Source organism: Arenimonas composti TR7-09 = DSM 18010 (assembly GCF_000426365.1).
In the GTDB taxonomy this organism is placed as follows: Bacteria; Pseudomonadota; Gammaproteobacteria; order Xanthomonadales; family Xanthomonadaceae; genus Arenimonas; species Arenimonas composti.
In genome coordinates, this window is sequence record NZ_AUFF01000001.1 from 768,441 (window position 1) to 790,988 (window position 22,548).

At 69.9% G+C, this 22,548-nt stretch carries 22 protein-coding genes and 1 other RNA gene; 7 read left to right on the plus strand and 16 right to left on the minus strand.

What is annotated here, in order from left to right; all coding sequences use genetic code 11:
* The first annotated feature begins 13 nt into the window (after positions 1-13).
* Both K311_RS0103475 and K311_RS0103480 read left to right on the plus strand, forming a co-directional pair.
* Entirely contained in the window at positions 14-553 is a 540-nt protein-coding gene (locus K311_RS0103475) for an SH3 domain-containing protein (protein WP_026816161.1), read from the plus strand.
* Positions 550-1,404: a M48 family metalloprotease gene (locus K311_RS0103480; RefSeq protein WP_026816162.1), complete on the plus strand. Its 855-nt coding sequence runs from the start codon at positions 550-552 to the stop codon at positions 1,402-1,404. The genes K311_RS0103475 and K311_RS0103480 overlap by 4 nt, the downstream gene beginning before the upstream one ends.
* 127 nt (positions 1,405-1,531) lie before the next feature.
* Here K311_RS0103480 and dnaJ read toward each other — a convergent pair whose 3' ends face one another.
* The 4 genes from dnaJ to hrcA all read right to left on the minus strand — a co-directional run bounded on the left by dnaJ (position 1,532) and on the right by hrcA (position 6,464).
* The gene (gene dnaJ / locus K311_RS0103485) at positions 1,532-2,659 is read right to left on the minus strand and encodes a molecular chaperone DnaJ (protein WP_026816163.1); all 1,128 of its coding nucleotides are present in this window, start codon (positions 2,657-2,659) and stop codon (positions 1,532-1,534) included.
* A gap of 113 nt (positions 2,660-2,772) precedes the next feature.
* Positions 2,773-4,704: a molecular chaperone DnaK gene (gene dnaK, locus K311_RS0103490; RefSeq protein WP_026816164.1), complete on the minus strand. Its 1,932-nt coding sequence runs from the start codon at positions 4,702-4,704 to the stop codon at positions 2,773-2,775.
* Positions 4,705-4,801: 97 nt separating this feature from the next.
* Entirely contained in the window at positions 4,802-5,362 is a 561-nt protein-coding gene (gene grpE / locus K311_RS15120; RefSeq protein ID WP_051239431.1) for a nucleotide exchange factor GrpE, read from the minus strand.
* 52 nt (positions 5,363-5,414) lie between these two features.
* On the minus strand, positions 5,415-6,464 hold the full coding sequence (gene hrcA / locus K311_RS0103500; RefSeq protein ID WP_026816166.1) for a heat-inducible transcriptional repressor HrcA: 1,050 nt from the start codon (positions 6,462-6,464) through the stop codon (positions 5,415-5,417).
* 156 nt (positions 6,465-6,620) lie between these two features.
* Between hrcA and recN the strand changes: the two genes are divergently transcribed.
* Positions 6,621-8,300, plus strand: a complete 1,680-nt coding sequence (gene recN / locus K311_RS0103505) for a DNA repair protein RecN (RefSeq protein ID WP_026816167.1) — start codon at positions 6,621-6,623, stop codon at positions 8,298-8,300.
* A gap of 109 nt (positions 8,301-8,409) precedes the next feature.
* Here the strand turns inward: recN and fur are convergent, their stop codons facing one another.
* Positions 8,410-8,826 carry a ferric iron uptake transcriptional regulator gene (fur, locus tag K311_RS0103510; RefSeq protein WP_026816168.1) on the minus strand — a complete coding sequence of 139 codons (417 nt, stop codon included), beginning with the start codon at positions 8,824-8,826 and terminating at the stop codon, positions 8,410-8,412.
* 103 nt (positions 8,827-8,929) lie between these two features.
* On the opposite strand from fur, the gene K311_RS0103515 reads away from it, so the two are divergent.
* On the plus strand, positions 8,930-9,331 hold the full coding sequence (locus K311_RS0103515; protein WP_026816169.1) for an outer membrane protein assembly factor BamE: 402 nt from the start codon (positions 8,930-8,932) through the stop codon (positions 9,329-9,331).
* Positions 9,332-9,499: 168 nt separating this feature from the next.
* On the opposite strand, the gene K311_RS0103520 is transcribed toward K311_RS0103515, so the two are convergent.
* The gene (locus tag K311_RS0103520; RefSeq protein ID WP_026816170.1) at positions 9,500-9,778 is read right to left on the minus strand and encodes an RnfH family protein; all 279 of its coding nucleotides are present in this window, start codon (positions 9,776-9,778) and stop codon (positions 9,500-9,502) included.
* Between the two features lie 5 nt (positions 9,779-9,783).
* Positions 9,784-10,209 carry a type II toxin-antitoxin system RatA family toxin gene (locus tag K311_RS0103525; RefSeq protein ID WP_026816171.1) on the minus strand — a complete coding sequence of 142 codons (426 nt, stop codon included), beginning with the start codon at positions 10,207-10,209 and terminating at the stop codon, positions 9,784-9,786.
* A gap of 69 nt (positions 10,210-10,278) precedes the next feature.
* On the opposite strand from K311_RS0103525, the gene smpB reads away from it, so the two are divergent.
* Positions 10,279-10,785 carry an SsrA-binding protein SmpB gene (smpB, locus tag K311_RS0103530; protein WP_026816172.1) on the plus strand — a complete coding sequence of 169 codons (507 nt, stop codon included), beginning with the start codon at positions 10,279-10,281 and terminating at the stop codon, positions 10,783-10,785.
* Between the two features lie 189 nt (positions 10,786-10,974).
* Positions 10,975-11,327: a transfer-messenger RNA gene (gene ssrA / locus K311_RS17955) on the plus strand.
* Positions 11,328-11,369: 42 nt separating this feature from the next.
* On the opposite strand, the gene K311_RS15125 is transcribed toward ssrA, so the two are convergent.
* Together K311_RS15125 and K311_RS0103540 are read right to left on the minus strand one after the other, a co-directional pair.
* Positions 11,370-14,213 (minus strand): bifunctional diguanylate cyclase/phosphodiesterase, encoded by a 2,844-nt coding sequence (locus K311_RS15125; RefSeq protein WP_154659434.1) that lies wholly within the window; start codon positions 14,211-14,213, stop codon positions 11,370-11,372.
* 117 nt (positions 14,214-14,330) lie between these two features.
* The gene (locus tag K311_RS0103540; RefSeq protein WP_026816174.1) at positions 14,331-14,531 is read right to left on the minus strand and encodes a hypothetical protein; all 201 of its coding nucleotides are present in this window, start codon (positions 14,529-14,531) and stop codon (positions 14,331-14,333) included.
* Between the two features lie 102 nt (positions 14,532-14,633).
* Here K311_RS0103540 and K311_RS0103545 point away from each other — a divergent pair, with 102 nt between their 5' ends.
* Positions 14,634-15,086, plus strand: coding sequence for a hypothetical protein (locus tag K311_RS0103545; RefSeq protein ID WP_026816175.1), 453 nt, complete (start codon positions 14,634-14,636; stop codon positions 15,084-15,086).
* 2 nt (positions 15,087-15,088) lie between these two features.
* Here K311_RS0103545 and msrB read toward each other — a convergent pair whose 3' ends face one another.
* The 7 genes from msrB to K311_RS0103580 all read right to left on the minus strand — a co-directional run bounded on the left by msrB (position 15,089) and on the right by K311_RS0103580 (position 22,535).
* Positions 15,089-15,544: a peptide-methionine (R)-S-oxide reductase MsrB gene (msrB, locus tag K311_RS0103550; protein ID WP_026816176.1), complete on the minus strand. Its 456-nt coding sequence runs from the start codon at positions 15,542-15,544 to the stop codon at positions 15,089-15,091.
* 22 nt (positions 15,545-15,566) lie between these two features.
* Complete coding sequence (locus K311_RS0103555; RefSeq protein WP_026816177.1) at positions 15,567-16,922, minus strand: NAD-dependent succinate-semialdehyde dehydrogenase; 1,356 nt, start codon at positions 16,920-16,922, stop codon at positions 15,567-15,569.
* 4 nt (positions 16,923-16,926) lie between these two features.
* Positions 16,927-17,733: an ABC transporter permease subunit gene (locus K311_RS15130; protein WP_043796922.1), complete on the minus strand. Its 807-nt coding sequence runs from the start codon at positions 17,731-17,733 to the stop codon at positions 16,927-16,929.
* A gap of 35 nt (positions 17,734-17,768) precedes the next feature.
* Positions 17,769-18,653 (minus strand): ABC transporter permease subunit, encoded by an 885-nt coding sequence (locus K311_RS0103565; protein ID WP_154659446.1) that lies wholly within the window; start codon positions 18,651-18,653, stop codon positions 17,769-17,771.
* Positions 18,654-18,682: 29 nt separating this feature from the next.
* Complete coding sequence (locus K311_RS0103570; protein ID WP_051239432.1) at positions 18,683-19,840, minus strand: ABC transporter ATP-binding protein; 1,158 nt, start codon at positions 19,838-19,840, stop codon at positions 18,683-18,685.
* Positions 19,841-19,863: 23 nt separating this feature from the next.
* Positions 19,864-21,045 (minus strand): extracellular solute-binding protein, encoded by a 1,182-nt coding sequence (locus K311_RS0103575; protein WP_026816180.1) that lies wholly within the window; start codon positions 21,043-21,045, stop codon positions 19,864-19,866.
* Positions 21,046-21,170: 125 nt separating this feature from the next.
* A complete protein-coding gene (locus K311_RS0103580; RefSeq protein ID WP_026816181.1) occupies positions 21,171-22,535 on the minus strand; it encodes an aspartate aminotransferase family protein in 1,365 nt (454 codons plus the stop codon).
* Positions 22,536-22,548 lie beyond the last annotated feature (13 nt).

Genomic DNA, 22,548 nt, shown 5'->3' on the forward strand with positions numbered 1-22,548 from the left:
GGAGGAACCCCTCATGTCCACCCCGATGCCCCTGCCTTTCCGGCGGCGGGTCCTGGTCGCGGCACTGGCCGCGGCACTGGTCAGTGGCGTCGCCCTCGCCGATTCGGCGACGGTGCTGAAAGCCACCGACCTGCGCGCCGAACCCAATGCCTCGGCGCCGGTCGCCGGCCAGGTGAAGCCGCGCGACACCGTCGAGGTCACCGCCCGCGAAGGCGCGTGGATGAACGTCACCACCGCCGCCGGCCAGGCCGGCTGGGCGCGCATGCTGAACTTCCGCGGCGTCGCCAGCGCCGACGCCGACCGCGGCAGCGGCGCCGACGTCGGCGCGCTGTTCCGTGCCGGTTCCACCGGCGCCACGGCGACCACCGGTGCGCGCGCCCTCGATGCCGAGGACCTGCGCACGGCGGCGCCCGACACGATGGCGCTGGCGCAGCTCGACGGCTTCGCCAGCAGCCGCGACGAGGCCTCGTCCTTCGCCGGCCAGGCGCCGGTGCAGGCACAGCGCGTCGACTATCTGCCTGAACCCCGCCGCAGCGGTCGGAGGTCGCGATGAACAGGAAGCTGATGCGTACCCTCGCCTTCGCGATCGGCCTGTGCGTCGCGACCCAGGCCGGCGCCCTCGGCCGTCTCGGCAGCGGCGCCGAGAACCTGCTGAACTTCGGCAAGAAGGCGGCCGACGCCACCCGCGAGATGACCGAGGAGGAGGAAATCGCCCTCGGCCGCGAACTCGCCGCGCGCGTGCTCGGCGCCGCGCCGCTGGTGGAGGACCAGGAGCTGCAGCGCTACGTCAACCGGGTCGGCATGTGGCTGGCGCTGCAGTCCGAACGCCCCGACCTGCCCTGGCGCTTCGGCGTGATCCAGAGCCGTTCGGTGAATGCGTTCGCGACGCCCGGCGGCACGGTGCTGATCACCGCCGGCCTTTACGACCGCCTGCGCGACGAGTCGGAACTGGCCGGCGTGCTCGGCCACGAGATCGTCCACATCGTGCGCAAGCACCAGCTGGAAGCGATCAAGAAGGCGGCCGGCCGGGCGCTGTTCTCGGATCTCGCCGGCGAGGCGATCTCGCGCAGCGGCGACCAGGCGGTGCGGATGTTCGGCGACGAGGTGCTCAACGCCGGCATGAACATCTTCGCCAGCGGCCTCGACAAGGCCGACGAGTACGACGCCGACCTGCGCGGCATGGTCATCGCCGCCCGCGGTGGCTACAACCCCTACGGCCTGGTCGGTGTGCTGCAGACCCTGGACTCGTCCGGGGCCGGCAATGCCAGCGGCATGAAGCTGATGCTGTCGACGCATCCGAACCCGGGCGACCGCATCGAGCGGCTGCTGGACGCGGTCGGCGAGCGGCTGGAGCCGTATTCCGGCAACCCGACGCCGGGGAGGCTATACCGGCCGGCGCGGTAGTTCCGGTTCGGCTGGAAAGACGAAGGCCCTGCGTGAGCAGGGCCTTCTCTTTGGGCGTCGGGTCGCGGCTGAAGCCGCTCCTACGGGGAAGTCGGGTCGCGGCTGAAGCCGCTCCTACGGGAGGGGCTCAGCTGGTCATGCGGTCCCAGAAGGCCTTGACGCTGTCGAGGAAGCTGCTCGAGCGCGGTGAGTGGCGGGCGCCGTGTTCGCCGGCGAAGGTCGACTCGAATTCCTTCAGCAGCTCGCGCTGTTTCGCGGTCAGGTTCACCGGGGTTTCGACGACGACGCGGCACAGCAGGTCGCCGGGCGCATGCGCGCGCACCGACTTCACGCCCTTGCCGCGCAGGCGGAACAGCTTGCCGGTCTGGGTCTCGGCCGGCACCTTGATCAGCGCCTCGCCTTCGAGGGTCGGCACGACGATGTCCGCACCCAGCGCCGCCTGCGAGAAGCGCAGCGGCACCTCGCAGTAGAGGTCGTTGCCGTCGCGCTGGAACACCGCGTGCTCGCGCACCGCGACTTCGACGTAGAGATCGCCTGCCGGCGTTCCGGGCGGTCCGGCCTCGCCTTCGCCGGTCAGGCGGATGCGGTCGCCGTTGTCGACGCCCGCGGGGATCTTCACCTGCAGCACCTTTTCCTGCTGCACGCGGCCGTTGCCGTGGCAGCTCTTGCAGGGCCTGGCCACCGTCTGGCCGCGGCCGCCGCAGGTCGGGCAGGCCTGCTGCACCGCGAAGATGCCGCGCTGGATGCGCACCTGGCCGCGACCGCCGCAGCTGCGGCAGGTCTCGGTGCGGCCGTCCTCGGAACCGCTGCCGTGGCAGGGCTCGCAGGCCACGAGGGTCGGCACTTCGATGCGCTTGTCGACGCCGAACACGGCTTCCTCGAGGTCGAGCTCGAGCAGGTAGCGCAGGTCGGCGCCGCGGCGCGGGCCGCGCTGGCGGCCACCCCCGAAGATGTCGCCGAAGATGTCGCCGAAGATGTCGTTGACGTCGCCGAAGCCCGGGCCGCCGCCGTGGCCGCCGCCCATGCCGTGTTCGAAGGCCGCGTGGCCGTGCTGGTCGTACATCCGCCGGCGGCCGCCGTCGGACAGCACCTCGTAGGCTTCCTTGGCTTCCTTGAATGCCGCCTCGGCACTCTTGTCGCCGGGGTTGCGGTCGGGATGGAATTTCTGCGCGGCCCGGCGGTAGGCCCGCTTGAGTTCTTCTTCGCTCGCGTTGCGGGCAACGCCCAGTACTTCGTAATAGTCGCGCTTGCTCATACGTCCGCCATGTCGGCTCGCCCTGACACTCGAAGCCCGTGCCGGCCGGCGTCACCGGCGGGACACGGGCCCGAAATCCCGCCGCGCGGCCTCGGCCGGCGGCGGGTCATGCCTCAGTTCTTGTTCTTGTCGTCCTTGACCTCGGTGAACTCGGCATCGACGACGTCGTCGCTGCCGCCACCGGAAGCCGCGCCCGCCTGGCCGGCATCACCGGCCTCGGCCTGGGCGCCGCCGGACGCCGCCGCGTACAGCGCCTGCGCGGCCTGCTGCAGCGCATTCGTCTTCGCTTCGATCTGCGCCTTGTCGTCGCCCTTCATCGCGGTCTCGAGGTCGGACAGCGCCGATTCGACCGCCGCGAGCTGGTCGCCCGGCACCTTGCTGCCATGCTCGGTGACCGCGCTGCGGGTCGCGTGGATCAGGCCGTCGGCCTGGTTGCGCGCCGCGACCAGCTCCTGGAACTTGCGGTCTTCCTCGCGGTGGGCCTCGGCGTCCGCGACCATGCGCTGGATCTCCTCCTCGCTCAGGCCCGAGCCGGCCTTGATCTCGACCTTCTGCTCCTTGCCGGTCTTCTTGTCCTTCGCCGACACGTGCAGGATGCCGTTCGCGTCGATGTCGAAGGACACCTCGATCTGCGGCATGCCGCGCGGCGCCGGATCGATGCCGCTGAGGTCGAACTTGGCCAGCGACTTGTTGAAGCGCGCCTGGTCACGCTCGCCCTGCAGCACGTGCACGGTGACCGCGGACTGGTTGTCCTCGGCGGTCGAGTAGGTCTTGGTGGCCTTGGTCGGGATCGTGGTGTTCTTGACGATCACCTTGTCCATCACGCCGCCCATCGTCTCGATGCCCAGGCTCAGCGGGGTCACGTCGAGAAGCAGCACGTCCTTGACCGAACCGCCGAGCACGCCGCCCTGCACCGCGGCGCCGATCGCGACCGCCTCGTCCGGGTTGACGTCCTTGCGCGGCTCCTTGCCGAAGAACTCGGCGACCGCCTGCTGCACCTTCGGCATGCGGGTCTGGCCACCGACCAGGATCACGTCGGAGATGTCGCCGGCGCGCAGGCCGGCATCGTTCAGCGCGACGCGGCACGGCTCGATCGTCTTGCGGACCAGGTCCTCGACCAGCGCCTCGAGCTTGGCCCGGGTCAGCTTGATGTTCAGATGCTTCGGACCGGAGGCGTCGGCGGTGATGTACGGCAGGTTGACCTCGGTCTGGTGGTTCGAGGAGAGCTCGATCTTGGCGCGCTCGGCCGCGTCCTTCAGGCGCTGCAGCGCCAGCGGGTCCTTGCGCAGGTCCAGGCCCTGCTCCTTCTGGAATTCCTCGACGAGGTAGTCGATGACGCGCTTGTCGAAGTCCTCGCCGCCAAGGAAGGTGTCGCCGTTGGTGGCCAGCACCTCGAACTGCTTCTCGCCGTCGAGCTCGGCGATCTCGATGATCGACACGTCGAAGGTGCCGCCGCCGAGGTCGTAGACCGCGACCTTGCGGTCGCCGCCCTTCTTGTCCATGCCGTAGGCCAGCGCGGCCGCGGTCGGCTCGTTGATGATGCGCTTGACGTCGAGACCGGCGATGCGGCCGGCGTCCTTGGTCGCCTGGCGCTGCGAGTCGTTGAAGTAGGCCGGCACGGTGATCACGGCTTCGGTGACCGTCTCGCCCAGGTAGGCCTCGGCGGTCTTCTTCATCTTCTCGAGCACGCGCGCGGAGATCTCCTGCGGCGCCATCTTGCGGCCGTCGGCGGTCTGCACCCAGGCGTCGCCGTTGTCGTGGCCGATGATGCCGTAGGGCACCAGGTCGAGGTCCTTCTTGACCTCGGCGTCGGTGAACTTGCGGCCGATCAGGCGCTTGACCGCATAGAAGGTGTTCTTCGGATTGGTGACGGCCTGGCGCTTCGCGGACGCGCCGACGATGACCTCGCCGTCCTTGGTGAAGGCGACGATGGACGGCGTGGTCCGGTCGCCCTCGGAGTTCTCGATGACCTTGGCGACGCCACCTTCCATCACCGCGACGCAGCTGTTGGTGGTGCCCAGGTCGATGCCGATGATCTTGCCCATTGTGGTTTTCCTCGGGGTTTCTTCTTGGTTCGTTCGGAGCGGCGGCGCCGCGGCTGGTTCCGAAATGGGGCTCACAGTGTTGCGTTCAAGGGCACCCTCAGCCGGCCGCGACGACCACCAGGGCCGGGCGCAGCAGGCGGTCGTTGAGCGCGTAGCCCTTCTGGAAGACCTGCACGACCGAGCCCGCGGCGGCGCCTTCCGCCGGCGCCTGGCTGATGGCCTGGTGCCACTCCGGGTCGAAGGCCTGGCCGACCGGGTCGAGCTGGCGCAGGCCATTGCTCTCGCCGACCTTCAGCAGCTGCCGGCGGGTGAGCTCGAGGCCTTCCTTCAGCGGGCCGTCCTGGCCGGCCGCGGCGGCCAGCCCGGCCTCGAGCGCGTCGAGCACCGGCAGCAGTTCCGACAGCAGCTTCTCGTTGGCGAAGCGGCGGGCCTGCTCGATCTCTCGCGCCATCCGCTTGCGCTGGTTGTCGAGGTCGGCGCGCTCGCGCAGCGTTTCCTCGCGCAGCGCCGTCAGCGCGGCGCGCAGCTGTTCGAGTTCGGCCTCGAGCGGATTGTCGGTCGGGCTGCCCTCGCCTTCGCTACGGGCGTCCGCGGCATCGGCGGCACGTTGGGCGTCGCCGGGCGCGGGCGCGCCCGTGAAGGGGTTCTCACTCTGCATTTCCGGGATTCCTTGCGGTGGCGGGCCGGTGGTGGACGCGGCCTTGCCGGGCTTATGGGGCTGTGGGTACCGGATTCAAGGCCGCGCCGAGCACGTCGGCGGTGGCCTGGACCATCGGGATGACGCGATCGTAGGCCATCCGGGTCGGGCCGATCACCCCGAGCACGCCGAGTACCCGGCCCTGGCTGACGTAGGGGGCGGTGATCACGGTGCAGGCATCGAGCGGCGCCAGGCCGGTCTCCTCGCCGATGAACACCCGCACGCCCGGGGCGCTGATCGTGCGCTCGAGCAGCTGCAGGATCTCGCGCTTGCGCGAGAAGGCCTCGAACAGGTCGCGCAGGCGCTCCATGTCGGCCAGGTCCTGCACGCCCATCAGCCGGGTCTGGCCGGCCAGCAGCATGTCGTCGCTGCCGCCGCTGCGGCCGGCGAGGGCCTCGCCGGACAGCTCGAGCGCGGCATCGAGCAGGCGCTGCATCTCGCTGCCGGTCTCGCGCAGCTCGCGCTGCAGGGCGGCACGGATCTCCGCGACCGGGCGGCCGGCGAACTGGGCATTGAGGTAGTTCGCCGTCTGTTCGAGTTCCGACGCGCTGAAGGCGCGCCGGGGCGTGACCACCCGGTTCTGCACCTCGTTGTCGGTGAACACCAGGATCACCAGCACCCGGCCGCCGTCGAGGCCGACGAAATCGATGTGCCGGAACGCGAACTGGTCGCGCTGCGGCACCGTGACCACGCCGACGAACTGGCTCATCGCCGACAGCAGCTCGCTGGCGCTGCTGAGCAGCTCGCCGGTGCCGGCGCCGGCCGGAATGCGGCTGCGCAGCCGCAGCAGTTCGGCATCGGGCAGCGGCCGCATCTGCAGCAGGCTGTCGACGAAGACCCGGTAGCCCTGGGCGGTGGGCACCCGCCCCGCCGACACGTGCGGCGCCGCGACCAGCCCGACCTCCTCGAGGTCGGCCATGATGTTGCGGATCGTCGCCGCGCTGACGTCCAGGCCGGAGCGCTTGGCCAGCGTGCGCGAGCCGACCGGCTCGCCGTCGCGGATGTGCTGGGCGATCAGGGCCCGCAGCAGGGCGCGCTCGCGGGCATCGAGGCTGATGTTCATGCCCGATAGATACGGGCCGGCGGGCGGCGGTGCAAGGCCGGCGGCCGGGCGTGCCGCCGGACGCGGCGAATTCCTACCCGAACGGCCGCGTGGCGCCGCTGGCGAGCGCGGCCCGGGGCAGCCAAACCTGCCGACTTCCGGCAGAATCGCTCGCCCATGATCAGCCTGCTCAGCCTCAAGGATTTCGCCGTCGTCGCCGCCGCCGAACTGGCCTTCGGGCCCGGCATGACCGTCGTTTCCGGCGAAACCGGTGCCGGCAAGTCGCTGCTCGTCGATGCCCTGATGTGGCTGACCGGGGCGCGCGCCGATGCCGGCATCGTCCGCCACGGCGCCGACCGCGCCGAACTCGCCGCGACCTTCCTGCTCGACGACGCCCCCGACGCCCGCGCCTGGCTGGTCGACAACGCCTTCGACGACGGCGAGGACTGCCAGCTGCGCCGGATCATCCGCGCCGACGGCGGCAGCCGCGCCTGGATCAATGGCCGCCCGGCGACCCTCGGCCAGCTCGCCGCGCTCGGCGGCCTGCTCGTCGAGATCCACGGCCAGCACGAACACCAGGCCCTGCTCGACCGCGGCCAGCAGCTCGCCCTGCTGGACGCCTTCGGCCAGCACGCGCCACTGCTCGCCGAGACCGCACGCCTGGCCGGTGAATGGCAGGCCGCCGACCGCGCCCTGGCGGCGATCGAACACGCCGGCGACGTCGGCGACCGCATCGACTGGCTGCAACACCAGCTCGACGAACTCGACAGGGAAGCGCTGGACGCCGAGGCACTCGAGGCGCTGCAGGCCGCGCACCGGCGCCAGGCGAATGCGGCCGGCCTGCTCGCCGGCTGCGAGCAGGCGCTGGCGCGGCTGGCCGGCGACGACGGCAGGTCGCTGGCAAGGGGTCTTGCCCAGGCGGCCGGTGAACTATCGCGGCTCGCCGCCGACGAGCCGGGTCTGGCCGAGGTCGTCGCCCTGCTGGAGTCGGCGCAGATCCAGATCGGCGAGGCCAGCGCCGGGCTGGAACGCATCCGCGACGGCTTCGACCTCGATCCGGCGCGGCTGCAGGAACTCGAGGAGCGCCTGGCCCGCCTGCATGAGCTGGCCCGCAAGCACCGCGTGCCACTGTCCGGCCTGGAAGCGCGGCGCGAGGCCCTGCGGGCGGAACTGTCCGGCCTCGCCGGCGCCGGCGAACGCGCGGCTGCGCTCGAGGCGCAGCGCAGCGCCCTCGCCCGTGCCTGGCGCGAGGCTGCCGACCGCCTCGGCGCCGCGCGCCGCGCCACCGCCACTCGCCTCGGCGACGCGGTCGCGGCGCTGATGGACGAACTCGGCATGGCGGGCGGCGTGTTCTCGGTGCAGCTCGAGCCCGTCGAAGGCGAACGCCCGGCCGCGGGCGGCGGCGAGCGCTGCGAGTTCATGGTTTCCGCGAATCCCGGCCAGCCGCCGCGGCCGCTGCGCAAGGTCGCGTCCGGTGGCGAGCTGGCCCGCATCAGCCTGGCCATCGAAGTCGCGGCCCTGGGTCTCGATGCGGTGCCGACGATGGTCTTCGACGAGGTCGATACCGGCATCGGCGGCGCCGTCGCCGAAGTCGTCGGCCAGAAGCTGCGCGCGCTCGGGGCCGAACGTCAGGTGCTGTGCGTGACCCACCTGCCCCAGGTCGCGGCGCAGGGGCACGGCCATTTCCGGGTCAGCAAGGCGGTGGCCGGCGACGGCACCCGCAGCGCGGTCGAGCCGCTCGACGAGAAGGCGCGCATCGAGGAACTGGCGCGGATGCTCGGCGGCGTCGAGATCACCCGCGAGGTGCGCGCGAACGCCCGGCAGATGCTCGCCCGCGCCCAGCGCCCCCCCCTGTAGGAGCGCCTTCAGGCGCGATAAGGCCGGCTTGCAGGAGCGGCTTCAGCCGCGATTCCTCACCCGCGCTTCGCGCGCATCGCGCCTGAAGGCGCTCCTACATCGGAGAGAATCAGCGCGCCGCGCGCCGGTTCTTCGCGCGCACGTAGAGCACCAGCGAGTGCTCCTCGATCTCGTAGCCGTACTGGGCGGCGATCTCGTGCTGCAGGCGCTCGATCTCCGGGCTGGTGAACTCGATCACCTTGCCGGTCTCGACGTCGATCATGTGGTCGTGGTGCTGGCCGCGGTCGAGCTCGTACACCGCCTGGCCACCCTCGAAGTTGTGCTTGAGCACCAGCCCCGCCGCCTCGAACTGGGTCAGCACGCGGTACACCGTGGCCAGGCCGATGTCCTCGCCCTGGGCGATCAAGGCCTTGTAGATGTCCTCGGCGGTGAGGTGCGGGGTGCTCGAGCGCTCGAGGATCTCGAGGATGCGCGTGCGCGGGTGGGTCACCTTCAGGCCGGCCCGGCGCAGGTCCTGGGATTCCATGGCGATCTCCTGATCTCGATCCGTGTAAGCGTGCAGCTGGCCTCAGGCTGGCGTGCGCGGGGCGTAGTGTATCATCGGGCGTCCACCGACCCGGATGTCCGCAATGCGCAAGGCCCTGATCCTGTTGCTCGCCGCCGTTTTCATCTCCGGCTGCGGCATCGTCTACCGGCAGCCCGTGTTCCAGGGCACGCTGCTCGACAAGGAATACGTCGACCAGTTGAAGGTCGGGATGACGCGCCAGCAGGTGTTCAGCCTGATCGGCTCCCCCTCGGTCGCCGATCCGTTCCACCAGTCGCGCTGGGACTATGTGCAGACCGCGCGCCGCCGCACCGGCGACACCGAGATCAAGAACCTGACGCTGTACTTCGAAGGCGACGCCCTCGCCCGCTGGGAAGGCGAGTACTTCCCGGAAGCCGACAGCGAACTGGCCGCGGAAATGCGCCGCTTCGGCAACCTGGCGCGCGACAAGGACAAGCCGCGGCAGCCGCGCCCCGCCGGCAACTGACGCCGTCACTGTAGGAGCGCCTTCAGGCGCGATCCCCTCTGTGCAGGAGCGCCTTCAGGCGCGATCCCCTCTGTGCAGGAGCGCCTTCAGGCGCGATCCCCTCTGTGCAGGAGCGCCTTCAGGCGCGATGCCGGGAAAGCTACAAGAGCATCGCGGCTGAAGCCGCTCCTACGGCGCGGGGCCGCCGGTGGCGCGCCGCCGGCGCGCCTGTTTCGGATCCACCCGCAGCGGCCGCAGCAGTTCGATGCGGTCGCCGTCGTGCAGCGCCGCCTCCGCCGTCGCCAGGCGTCCGTAGACCGCCAGTCGGGCCGGATCGACCTCCGCCTCGGGCATCGTCTCCGCGAGGTTCGCCGCGCGTAGCGCATCGGCGACCGTGGCGCCTGCGGGCAGCGTGACCTCGACGCGCGCGCAGCGGTCCGGCAGCGCGTACACGATCTCGACCCGCAGCCCGCTCATCCGCGATCGGCCTCGCGGCAGAAGTCGTCGACCATGCGATCGGCGAGGCCCTGGAAACCCATCGCCAGCGCCGAGCCGACGAACTTGCCGGCGACGATGAAATCGAGGTCCAGGCTCACCTTGCAGGCGTCCTCGGCGAGGCTGTGGAAACTCCAGGCCCCGTGCAGCTCGCGGAACGGCCCGTCGACCAGCTGCAGGGCGATCCGGGTCGGCGCCTCGAGGCTGTTGCGGGTCGTGAAAGACACGCGAATTCCCGCGGCGCGGACGTCGAGCCGCGCCAGCATGTGCGTCGGCGACTCCTCGAGCACCTGCGAGCCCTCGCACCAGCCGAAGCGCTGCGGATAGCTCGCGACGTCGTTGACCAGGCCGTACATGCGCAACGCCGAATGGCGCACCAGGGCGTGGCGGTGGATCTTGGTCATCGGGGCTCGCAGTCCGGTGGCTCGCCGCTGCGGCCGCGGATGCGCGACAATGCCGGCGAAGGAAGGAAAATGTCGAAGAACAAGAATAACGGAAGCGGCAAGGACTCGCGGGACGGCGATCGCACGATCGCGGTCAACCGCAGCGCGCGCCACGACTACCACCTCGAGGACCGCTACGAGGCCGGCATCGCCCTGCAGGGCTGGGAGCTGAAGTCGATCCGCGCCGGCCGCATGAACATGGGCGACGCCTACGCGCTCGTGAAGAAGGGCGAACTGTTCCTGTTCGGCGCCCAGATCACTCCGCTCAGCCAGGCCTCGACCCATGTCGTCGCCGACGACCGCCGCACCCGCAAGCTGCTGCTGCACCGGCACGAGATCGACAAGCTGGTCGGCTATGTCGAGCGCGAGGGCTACACCCTGATCCCGACCCGGGTCTACTGGAAGGGCAACAAGGTGAAGCTGGAACTGGCGCTGGCGAAGGGCAAGCAGAGCCACGACAAGCGCCAGGCGGCGAAGGACCGCGACTGGGAGCGGGACAGGCAGCGGGTGATGCGGCGGCATAACCGGGACGCGTGAGAGAAGAAATGATGTGAAGCGAAGAAATGAGAAATGAAGCATGCCGCACCCGCCGCGGCGCTTCCCTTGCCGTTTCCGCGCTCCTGATCAGTTCTTCTCTGCATGAACCGCCAGACCGCCGGGCTTGTCGCCCCGCCGTCCCGCCCCCATACTCCCGCCATCGGTAGCTTCATCGTTTCCGACGAGTCCGGGGGTGTCCTGGCTTCGACGGGGGTGGCGACGTCGACCGGTGCATGCCGAGGGGGCAGCTTTCCTCGTTAATCCAGCGGCAAAATCATAGTTGCCAACGACGACAACTACGCTCTCGCCGCTTAAGGCGTAAGCCCCGAACCCACTTGTGGCCGTGCTCGTGGATGTAGGGTCATCATCACGGCACAGCTGTCGGCGGCGACCCGCCAACCGGCAGTCAACCTAGCGGGTGTGGACGACGGTGTGCTTCGCACGTTGTGTTGCCGGCGTCCGAGATCGAACAACGGGCTAAGCATGTAGTACCGGAGACCGAGTGCTCTCGGACGGGGGTTCAACTCCCCCCACCTCCACCAAACCGACCCCGGCCTCGCGCCGGGGTTTTTCTTTGCAGCGGCCTACTCCTCAGCCGGCACCGGCCGCCCGGTCAGCCAGCCCTGGAAGCCGTCGCAGCCGAGCCCGCGCAGGAACTCGAACTGGGCTTCTGTCTCGACGCCCTCGGCGATCACCCGCAGGCGCAGGCTCTTGCCGAGCGAGACGATGGTCTCGGCGATCACCGCGTCGCTGGCGCGGGTGGTGATCTCGCGCACGAAGGACTGGTCGATCTTCAGCACGTCCAGCGGCAGCCGCTGCAGGTAGGCCAGCGAGGAATAACCGGTGCCGAAGTCGTCGAGCGAGAAGCGCACGCCCTCGCGCTGCAGCCGCTCCATGCGCGCGGCGGTCTCGGCGAGGTCGGTGTGCAGCATGCTCTCGGTGAGTTCCAGGCGCAGCCGGCGCGGATCGGCGCCGCTGCGGTGCAGCGCAAGCAGCACGCTGTCGCCGAAGCCGGGATCGTGGAACTGCCGGGCGCTGACGTTCACCGCCAGCGTCCACTGCGATTTCACCGGGTCCGCGGCCCAGGCCGCGAGCAGGGTGCAGGTGGACTCGAGGATCCACTGGCCGATCGGCAGGATCAGGCCGCTCTGCTCGGCGAGCGGGATGAAGCTGGCGGGCGACACCAGCCCGCGCTGCGGATGCGACCAGCGCAGCAGCACCTCGTGCCCGAGCACGCGGCGGTCGCCGGCGACGATCGGTTGCAGATGGAGGCGCAGCTGGCCCAGCTCGAGCGCGTCGCGCAGGTCGGCGAGCAGGCCGGCGCGCTCGTTGACGTCCTGCTGCAGCGCCGGGTCGAAGAACACCACCTGGTTGCCGCCGGCCGATTTGGCCTTGTACAGCGCCAGCTCGGCCTGTTTCAGCGCGTCCTCCTCCTGGCCGATGCCGCCGTCGAGCATCACCACGCCGGCGCTCGGCGGCGCGTCGACGCGGATGCTGTCGATCACATAGGGCTGGTCGAGCACGCGCCGCACCAGTTCGCTGATCTCGGCGACGCGGGTGGTGGCGGTATCCAGGCGTTCGCCGAGGTCCTCGAGCACCAGCACGAACTCGTCGCCACCGAGGCGGATCACGGTGTCGGCCTCGCGCGCACACTCGCCGAGGCGGCGCGCGACCTCGCGCAGCAGGGCATCGCCGGCCTCGTGGCCGAGGGTGTCGTTGACCGCGCGGAACTCGTCGAGATCGATCAGGATCAGGGCGCCGTAGCGGCGGTGGGCGCGCGACTGCGCGAGGCCGCGCCGCAGCCGGTCCTGCATCATCCGGCGGTTGCCGAGCCCGGTCAGCGGATCGTGGAAGGCCAGCCTGAGCGCCGCCTCTTCCGCCTGCTTGCGCGCGGTGATGTCGGCGCGGATCGCGATGTACTGCTCGGGCAGGCCGTTGCCACCGATGAACGGCACGATCGTCGTGTGCACCCAGTACAGCGAACCGTCCTTCGCGCGGTTGCAGACCTCGCCGTTCCAGACCCGGCCGCTGGCGATCGTCCGCCACATGTCGACGAAGAACGCCCGCGGGTGGGTGCCCGAGTTGATCAGCCGGTGGGTTTGCCCGACCAGTTCGTCGCGTGCGTACTTCGAGATCGCGCAGAACTTGTCGTTGACCCGCTGGATCACCCCGCGCGCATCGGTGACCGCGACGATCGCGTGCGCGTCCAGCGCCGCCTTCAGGTCCGACAGCTCGCGCAGCGTGCCCAGCAGGGCCGACTGCGCCTCGTGGCGCTCGCTGTCGTCGCTGAAGATGCACAGCACCCCCTCCACCCCGCCGTCGCTGCCCGGCTCCGGCACCAGCACCACGCTCAGGTTCAGGACGGCGCCGTCCGCGCGCGGGTAGCCGGCCTCGAAGCGCGCCGATTCGCCGGCCAGCGCCCGCGCCAGGTGCGGCTCGACCACCGCCAGCGTCTCCGCCCCGAGCACCTCGTCCACGCGGTGGCCGATCACCTGGTCCGGATCGGCGCCGAGCAGGCGGGCACGGCTGGGATTGAGATAGCGGAAGCGCCGCTCGCGGTCGATCCGCGAGATGCCCAGCGGCAGGTTGCGCAGCAGCGTTTCGAGTTCGGCCTGCTGGTCGCGGATGGTCTGGCCCGAGCGCTCGAGCTGGCGCAGCGGCTCCTGCAGCGCCGCGATCACCACCGCCCGGTAGACGAAGGCGAAGGCCACGAGCTTGAAGCCGTGCCCGGCGAGCACCTGCAGGTCGGAATCCGAGACGTAGCGCGAGAACAGCAACTCGCCGCAGCCCATCACGAAGCAGGCCGTGGCCAGCCACAGCCAGCGCAGGCGCTCCTCGCGCCGGCCGCGCCGGTACAGGTAGAGCGCCAGCGCGAAGTAGCAGACGCTGAGCACGATCTCGAAGCCGGACTTGAACGCGGTGACGCCGCTGCCGGGCCGGAACGTCTGCGGGAACCAGCCGAGGTGCCAGGTGCCGAAGAAGAACAGCGCCACGACGATACCGACCCCCCAGCCGAGGGCGGCGCGCCGGGTCAGGTGCACCGGCGGGAACATCGCGAGCCGCGCGTACGTCAGCACTTCCGCGCTGCGCGCCGCCAGCCAGAAGAAGATCGCCTTCCCGGAATTGCCGGGCGTCACCAGCGCCGGCATGCCGGGATAGGCCATCGCATGCAGCAGGTCGGCGCCGGCGACGACGGTGAAGCCGAGGATCAGCGCCCGTCCGCTGTCCTCGGCGTCGGCCTGCAGCGAATGCCAGGCCACCGAGACGACCATCAGGGAAATCACGACGGCGACGGCCTCGACCAGCAGGTGCACCGTCAGCAGATCGTCGCGCCGCGCGAACAGGGTGACCGGCGGCACGCTCGCGATCACGACCAGAACCAGCAACGCGAGCGCTGCGACGGCGAACGCGATGCGGCGCGACTGCATCAATTGCTGGGTTCGGGACGGCGACATGCGGACCGGGCGGCCGGGAAGGCAAGGCAGGATAGCCCGCCGTCGGCGCCCGCGCTGCCGCCGCGCCACCCCGGATCCCGGGGTCTGCGCTCAGGGGCGACGCAGCTCCAGCCAGCGGTCGGCCCAATAGGCGCTGGGGCGCAGGTAGCGACGCGCCGGCGGCGGCAGTGGCCCGGGCACGAAGTCCGGCTCGCCCGCCCCGATCATGGCCGCGGCGGCCGCGCCGTCGCCGATCGCCACCTGTTCGGCGGTGAAGCGGCCTTCGCTGTCGTCGTGTTCGTTCGCTCGCATGGCGCGAGGTTGCCGCGGCCGCGGTGAAACGACGATGAAAGACGCCTTGACGGACGCTGCACGCCTGCGCCAACTTCCGGGCCTCGAACCGGGAGAATTCCGATGCGCCTCGTCCTCGCTCTGTGCCTGCTGCTGCTCGCCGCCTGCGGCACCGTCACCGAAGTCCTGACGCCGGCGCCGGCCGGGCCGGTCGCGGTGTCGGGACAGTACTGGATCGCGATCCAGGATCGCTTCGGGCTGACGCCCGACGAACGCGCGGAACTCTTCGATGCCGCCGCCGGCCAGCTCGGTGGCGCCAAGGTGGCGATGGGCACCGCCGGCGCGATGGAACTGCGCATCACCGTGACCAACTACCGTGCGACCGGCATCGGCAACCGCCAGGCCGGCGGCACGCCCGGCGGCGATTTCGTCGAGAGCATCGTCCACGTCGTCGACCCCGCCAGCCGGCGCGTGCTGCGCGAGGAACGGGTGGTCACCCGCAACCGGCGCGCGATCGGCAGCGAGCCGCTGCTGCGGGAACACGGCCGCGACGTGGTCGCGGCGATCGCGCGCTGAGCTCAGAGCCCGGGGATCGCCTTCTTCTCCAGCGCCAGCGCGTTGATGCAGTAGCGCAGCCCGGTCGGCGCCGGGCCGTCGGGAAAGACGTGCCCTAGATGGGCGTCGCAGACGTTGCAGCGCGTCTCGACCCGGCGCATGCCGTAGCTGCGGTCGTCGATGTAGGCGATCACGTCGTCGGCGAGCGGCTGCGAGAACGAGGGCCAGCCGGTGCCGGACTCGAACTTCGTGCCGGCGTCGAACAGCTCGGTGCCGCAGCAGGCGCAGCGGTAGATGCCGGGCTCGAACAGGCCGCACATCTCCGAACTGAAGGGCCGCTCGGTCGCCGCCATCCGGGTGATGCGGAACACGTCGTCGGCCAGCACCGCGCGCCACTGCGCCTCGCTGCGGTCGTCGCGGCGCGGCGGCAGCGGATTGCCCTTCCCGGCACGTTCGCTGACCAGCTTCCAGTCGTGCATGGCCCTGCCCTCCCCGTCCGGCTCAGTCGACCCAGACGGACTTGATGTTCATGAATTCGTGGATGCCGTGCCCCGCGAGCTCACGGCCGAAACCGGAGATCTTGGTGCCGCCGAACGGCAGCCTCACGTCGCTGCGCACGATCGCGTTGACGAAGCAGGCGCCGGCGGCGATGCGGCGCGCGAGCGCCTCGCCGCGGGCCGGATCGCGGGTCCACACCGAGGCGCCGAGGCCGTAGGGCGTGTCGTTGGCGACCTGCACCGCGGCGTCCTCGTCGGCGACGCGGACGATCGACGCCACCGGCCCGAACAGCTCCTCGTCCCAGGCCGGCATGCCCGGCGCGGTGTCCGCGAGCACGGTCGCGGGATAACCGGTCGCGCCGTCGCCGGGCGCCCCGCCGAGCAGCACGCGCGCGCCCTTCGCGGCACTCGCGTCGACCTGCCGCTGCAGCTGGTCGCGCAGGTCCGGGCGCGCCATCGGGGCCAGCCCCGTCGACGTCTCGCGCGGATCGCCGGTGCGCAGCGCGGCGGCGGCCTCGACGAAGCGGCGGGTGAACTCCCCGGCGATCGCGTCGACCACGATGAAACGCTTCGCGGCGATGCAGGTCTGCCCGGCATTGCCGAAGCGCGACGCGACCGCCACCGGAATCGTGGCGTCGAGGTCGGCATCGGCCAGCACGACGAAGGGGTCGCTGCCGCCGAGCTCCATCACGCACTTCTTCAGGTGGGCGCCGGCGGTGGCGGCGACCGATCGGCCGGCGCGCTCGCTGCCGGTCAGGGTGACCGCGGCGACGCGGCGGTCGGCGATGACCCGCGCCGCCTGTTCGTTGTCGATGTGCAGCACGCCGAACACGCCCGCCGGCAGCCCGGCGGCGGCGAGCACCGCGGCGATCGCATCGGCGCAGCGCGGCACGTTCACCGCATGCTTGAGCACCGCGACGTTGCCCGCCATCAGCGCCGGCGCCAGGAAGCGGAACACCTGCCAGAACGGGAAGTTCCACGGCATGATCGCCAGCACGCAGCCGATCGGCTCGTAGCGCACATAGCTGCGCTTCGCGTCGGTCGCCACCGGCTCGTCGTCCAGCCAGCGGCCGGCGTTGTCGGCATAGAAGGCGCAGGCGACGGCGCACTTGTCGATCTCGGCCAGCGCTTCCTTCGTCAGCTTGCCCATCTCGGCGGTGATCAGCGCCGCCAGTTCGCGCCGCTGCGCCTTCAGGGCCGCGGCGATCGCATGCAGGTGCGCGCCACGCGCCTGCAGCGGCAGCGCCGCCCAGGCCGGGAAGGCCGCTGCCGCGGCGCCGAGCCGGGTGTCGATGTCGGCGTCGGAATGGGTCGGCTGCCGGTGCACCGCACCGGTCCAGGGATCGCGCGTCTCGTACATGGTTTCAGCCCTTCTGCAGCGCCAGCTGCACGTCGCGCTGCCGGCGCCGTTCGTCGCGGCGCATCAGCCACCAGGCGATGAACGCGGCGATCGTGACCGCGACGATCATCAGCGTCGCCAGCGCGTTGATCTTCGGACTCAGGCCGAGACGGACGGATGAAAACACCTTCATCGGCAGCGTCGTCGAGGACGGGCCCGACACGAAGCTGGCGATCACCAGGTCGTCCAGCGACAGCGTGAACGCCAGCAGCCAGCCCGAGATCAGCGCCGGCGCGATGATCGGCAGGGTGATCACGAAGAACACCTTCACCCGGTTCGCGCCGAGATCCATCGCCGCCTCCTCGAGCGAGCGGTCGAGCTCGCTCAGGCGCGAGGAGATCACCACGGTCACGAAGGCCGTGCAGAAGGTCACGTGGGCGATCCAGATCGTCAGCATGCCGCGCTGCTCGCCGATGCCGATGACCGGACCGATCGACACGAACAGCAGCAGGATCGACAGGCCGATGATCACCTCCGGCATCACCAGCGGCGCGGTGATCAGCGCGCCGAACAGGGTCTTGCCGGGGAAATGCCGCATCCGCGTCATCGCCAGCGAGGCCAGCGTGCCGAGCACCACCGAACCGCAGGCGGTCCAGAACGCGACCCGGATGCTGACCCAGGCCGCCGCCATCATCTGCTGGTCGCGGAACAGTTCGCCGTACCACTTCGTCGAGAAACCGGCCCAGACGGTCACCAGCTTCGACTCGTTGAACGAGTAGACCATCAGGCTGATGATCGGCGCATAGAGGAAGACGAAGCCGAGCACCAGCATCGTCTTCGTGAAAGCCGAATTGCCGCGACCCTGGCTCACGTCAGCTTCGCCTCCAGCTCGCGCGACTGGTAGTGGTGGAAGATCACGATCGGGATGATCAGCAGCACCAGCATCACGATCGCCACCGCCGAGGCCACCGGCCAGTCGCGGTTGTTGAAGAACTCCTGCCACAGCACGCGGCCGATCATCAGCGTGTCGGCGCCGCCGAGCATCTCCGGGATCACGAACTCGCCGACCACCGGGATGCCGACCAGCATCGCCCCGGCGATGATGCCGGCACGCGACAGCGGCAGCGTGACCTTCAGGAAGGCCTTCCACGGCGGCGCCCCGAGGTCCTGCGCGGCCTCGAGCAGGCGCTGGTCGTGCTTGACCAGGTTCGAGTACAGCGGCAACACCATGAACGGCAGGTAGGCGTAGACGATGCCGATGTACACGGCCACCGGCGTGTGCAGGATCTGCAGCGGTTCGTCGATCAGGCCGATGCCCATCAGCAGGTTGTTGAGCAGGCCGTTGTTCTTCAGGATCCCGACCCAGGCGTAGATGCGGATCAGGAACGAGGTCCACGACGGCAGGATCACCATCATCAGCGCGATGTTGCGCGACGAGGGCGGCATCCGGGCGATGCCGTAGGCGATCGGATAGCCGACCAGCACGCAGAGGATCGTCGAGATCAGCGCGATCTTCAGCGAACTCAGGTAGGCGGCGACGTAGAGGTCGTCGCGCAGCAGGAACAGGTAGTTGCCGAGGTTCAGGTCGATCCGCAGGTGGTCGCCGGCGCGGGTCAGCAGGTCCGCGTACGGCGGCTGCGCGATCATCGCGGTCGAGAAGCTGATCTTCAGCGCGATCGCGAACGGCACCGCGAAGAACAGCAGCATCCACAGGTAGGGCACCGCGATGACCAGCCAGCGCGAGCCGGGCATCCGCTTCGCGATCGAGGCCCGCAGGCGCCTCATGAGGTCAGCACCACGCCGGCATTGTCGTCCCAGCTCAGCCACACCTCGTCGTTCCAGGTGAAGCGCTCGCTGGCCCAGCGCTGGCTGTTGATCATGTTCGCCATCAGCTTCGTGCCGCCGGGCAGGCGCACGTGGAAGACCGAGTGGCTGCCGAAGTAGGCGATGTCCTCGATGGTGCCGCGCACCTTGTTGTGCGGCTGCGCCGGCTCGTCCTTCTCGACCAGGACCTTCTCCGGACGCAGCGCCAGCGCGACTTCCTGCCCTTCGAAGCCGGTGACGCCGTGGCCGACGTAGAGCAGCGCCTGCATCGCCGGGCTGGCGATGGTGATGAAGTCCTTCTCGTCGTCCCTGATCGTGCCCTCGATCAGGTTCACCGAACCGATGAACTGGGCGGTGAAGCGCGAGTTCGGCTGCTCGTAGGTCTCGTCGGGCGTGCCGACCTGGCGGATGCGGCCGGCGTCCATGATCGCGATGCGGTGCGCCATCGTCATCGCCTCTTCCTGGTCGTGGGTGACCATCACGCAGGTCACCCCCAGCCGCTCGACGATGTTCACCAGCTCCAGCTGCATCTGCGAGCGCAGCTTCTTGTCGAGTGCGCCCATCGGCTCGTCGAGCAGCAGCAGCTTCGGCCGCTTCGCCAGCGAGCGCGCCAGCGCGACGCGCTGCTGCTGGCCGCCGGAGAGCTGGTGCGGCTTGCGCTTCGCGTATTTCTCCATGCGCACCAGCGCCAGCATCTCGTCGACGCGCGTCCTGATCTGCGCCGCCGGCACTTTCTCCTGCTTCAGGCCGAAGGCGATGTTCTGCTCGACGCTCATGTGCGGGAACAGCGCGTAGGACTGGAACATCATGTTGATCGGCCGCTGGTAGGGCGGCAGCTTCGTGATGTCCTGGCCGTCGAGCAGGATGCGTCCGGAGGACGGTTTCTCGAAGCCGGCCAGGCAACGCAGCAGGGTCGACTTGCCGCAGCCGGACGCCCCCAGCAGGGCGAAGATCTCGCCCTGCCGGATGTCGAGACTGACGTCGTCGACGGCGACGAAGCCGTCGAACTCCTTGGTGACGTCGTCGATGCGCAGGTAGTCGGCCGCGCCCTTTGTGGCGCCGTTGGCGCCGCCGTTGCCGGCGCCGGCCGGCGCCCCGTTGCCCACTGCTGCCATCGGCGTGTCCTTGCGGGTCGGCCTTACTGGCCGGTCTTGATGCGGGTCCAGTGGCGGTTGAACAACCGGTCGACTTCCGGCGGCAGCACCGCCAGCGTGAACAGGCCGGACTTCACGTCCTCGGTCGGATAGATGCCCGGATCCTGCAGCACCGCATCGTCGACCAGCGGCAGCGCCTCCTTGTTGGCGCTGGCATACATCACGAAGTTCTGGATGCCGGCCATGACGTCGGGACGCAGCAGGAAGTCGAGGAAGGCGTAGGCCTCGTCGACGTTGCGGGCGTCCTTCGGGATCGCCAGCATGTCGAACCACATCGGCGCGCCTTCCTTCGGGATGTAGTACGCGACCTCGACGCCGGGCGGATCGGTCTCGCCGCGGTTGGCCGCGGCTTCCTCGGCGCGGGCCTTGGCCTGGATGATGTCGCCGGACCAGCCGACCGCGACGCAGATGTCGCCGTTCGCCAGGTCGTCGATGAACTTCGACGAATGGAAGTACAGGATGTTCGGGCGCAGCGCGACGAGCCGGTCGGCCGCCTTCTGGATCACCGCCGGGTCGAAGCTGTTCGGATCCTCGCCGAGGTAGCGCAGCACCGGCGGGATGATCTCCGAAGGCGTGTCGAGCAGGGCGATGCCGCAGCCCTTGAGCTTCTCGGCGTAGCGCGGGTCGAACACCAGCGCCCAGCTGTCGGTCGGCGCGTCCTCACCGAGGATCTCGCGCACCTTGGCGACGTTGTAGCCGATGCCGGTGGTGCCCCAGAGGTAGGGGATGCCGAAGCGGTTGTCGGGATCGTTCTGCGCCAGCAGCTGCATGAACTGCGGGTCGAGGTTGCCGTAGTTGCTCAGCCGCGACTTGTCGATCTCGAGATAGACATCGGCCCTGATCTGCCGCGCCAGGAAGGTCAGCGACGGCACGACGATGTCGTAGCCGCTGTTGCCGGTCATCACCTTGGTCTCCAGCGTCTCGTTGGAGTCCATGGTGTCGTAGGTGACGGCGATGCCGGTCTCGCGGGTGAAGTTCTCGACCGTGTCGGGAGCGATGTAGTCCGACCAGTTGTAGACGTTGACCATGCGGCCACCGGCGGGTGGCGTGGCGCGTGGCGGGGCGGTGCCGTCGACCGGCGGATCGCCGGACGGGCCGCCGCAACCGGCGAGAAGCGCGAACAGCGCGGATGTCGCGAACAGCGAGACGCTCTTGCGGAGTTTCATCATTCCTTCCCCAGGGTCGAATGAAACGGATCGAAAGCGGCGTATTGCGGTCATCATCCTTCAACAGGGGGCGCCGCCACCAGAGCCGGCTCACCCCCGCGACCGGGGGCGGCGGCCCGGCGGCCTCACACCCCGGCGATCCCGAACTCGCGGGCGGTCATGTCCAGCGATTTCCAGGCCTTGCCGAACAGCTCGTCGACTTCCTCGCGGGTGATCACCAGCGGCGGCGACAGCAGCATCGCGTCGTTGGTCGCGCGCAGGATCAGGCCGTTGGCCAGGGCGATGTCGCGGCAGCGCGTGCCGACCACGCCCTTCTCGGCGAAACCGCGGCGGCCGGGCTTGTCCGGCACCAGCTCCAGCGCGCCGACCATGCCGACGATACGCGCCTCGCCGACCAGCGGGTGCTCACCGAGCTCGCGCCAGCGCTGCGCCAGATACGGCGCGACGTGGTCGCGGGCCCGCTCGACGATGCCCTCCTCCTGCAGGATCCGGATGTTCTCCAGCGCCACCGCGGTGCAGACCGGATGCCCGGAATAGGTGTAGCCGTGCGCCAGCTCGCCGCCGCGGGTGGCGAGCACTTCGGCGACGCGGTCATTGAACATCACCGCACCGAGCGGGATGTAGCCCGAGGTGATGCCCTTGGCGAGGGTCATGATGTCCGGGCGGAAATCGAAGGTCTGGGCGCCGAACCACTCGCCGGTGCGGCCGAAGCCGCAGATCACCTCGTCGGCGACCAGCAGCACGTCGTGGCGGCGGCAGATCTTCTCGATCTCCTGCCAGTAGTTGCGCGGCGGGATCCAGACGCCGATCGCGCCCATCACCGGCTCGCCGATGAAGGCGGCGACGCGGTCGGCGCCCAGTTCGAGGATCTTGTCCTCCAGCCGCTGCGCGCAGATCCGCCCGTATTCCTCTTCCGGCAGGTCGCCGCCGTCGCCGAACCAGAACGGCGGATCGATGTGGTGGATGTCCGGGATCGGCAGTCCACCCTGTTTGTGCATGCCCTTCATGCCGCCGAGGCTGGCGCCGGCGACGGTCGAGCCGTGGTAGCCGTTGTGGCGGCCGATGAAGATGTTCTTCCGCGGCTTGTCCTGCACCGCCCAGAAGTGGCGGACCATGCGCAGGATCGTGTCGTTGGCCTCGGAACCCGAGTTGGTGAAGAACGCATGGTTCAGGTCGTGCGGCATCAGCTCGGCGAGCTTGGCGGCGAGCCGCACGGTCGGCTCGGTGGTGCACTGGAAGAAGCTGTTGTAGTAGGCCAGGTCCTGCATCTGCTTCGCCGCGACCTCGCCCAGCTCGCGGCGGCCGTAACCGACGTTGACGCACCACAGGCCGGCGAAGGCGTCGAGCAGGCGGTTGCCGTCGGCATCCCAGACGTGACAGCCCTCGCCGCGCGTCAGCAGGCGGGTGCCGCGCTTCGCCAACGCCGCGTTGTCGTTGAACGGATGCAGATGGTGGGCGGCGTCGAGCCGCTGCAGTTCCCGGATGTCCAAACCTCTCTCCTCC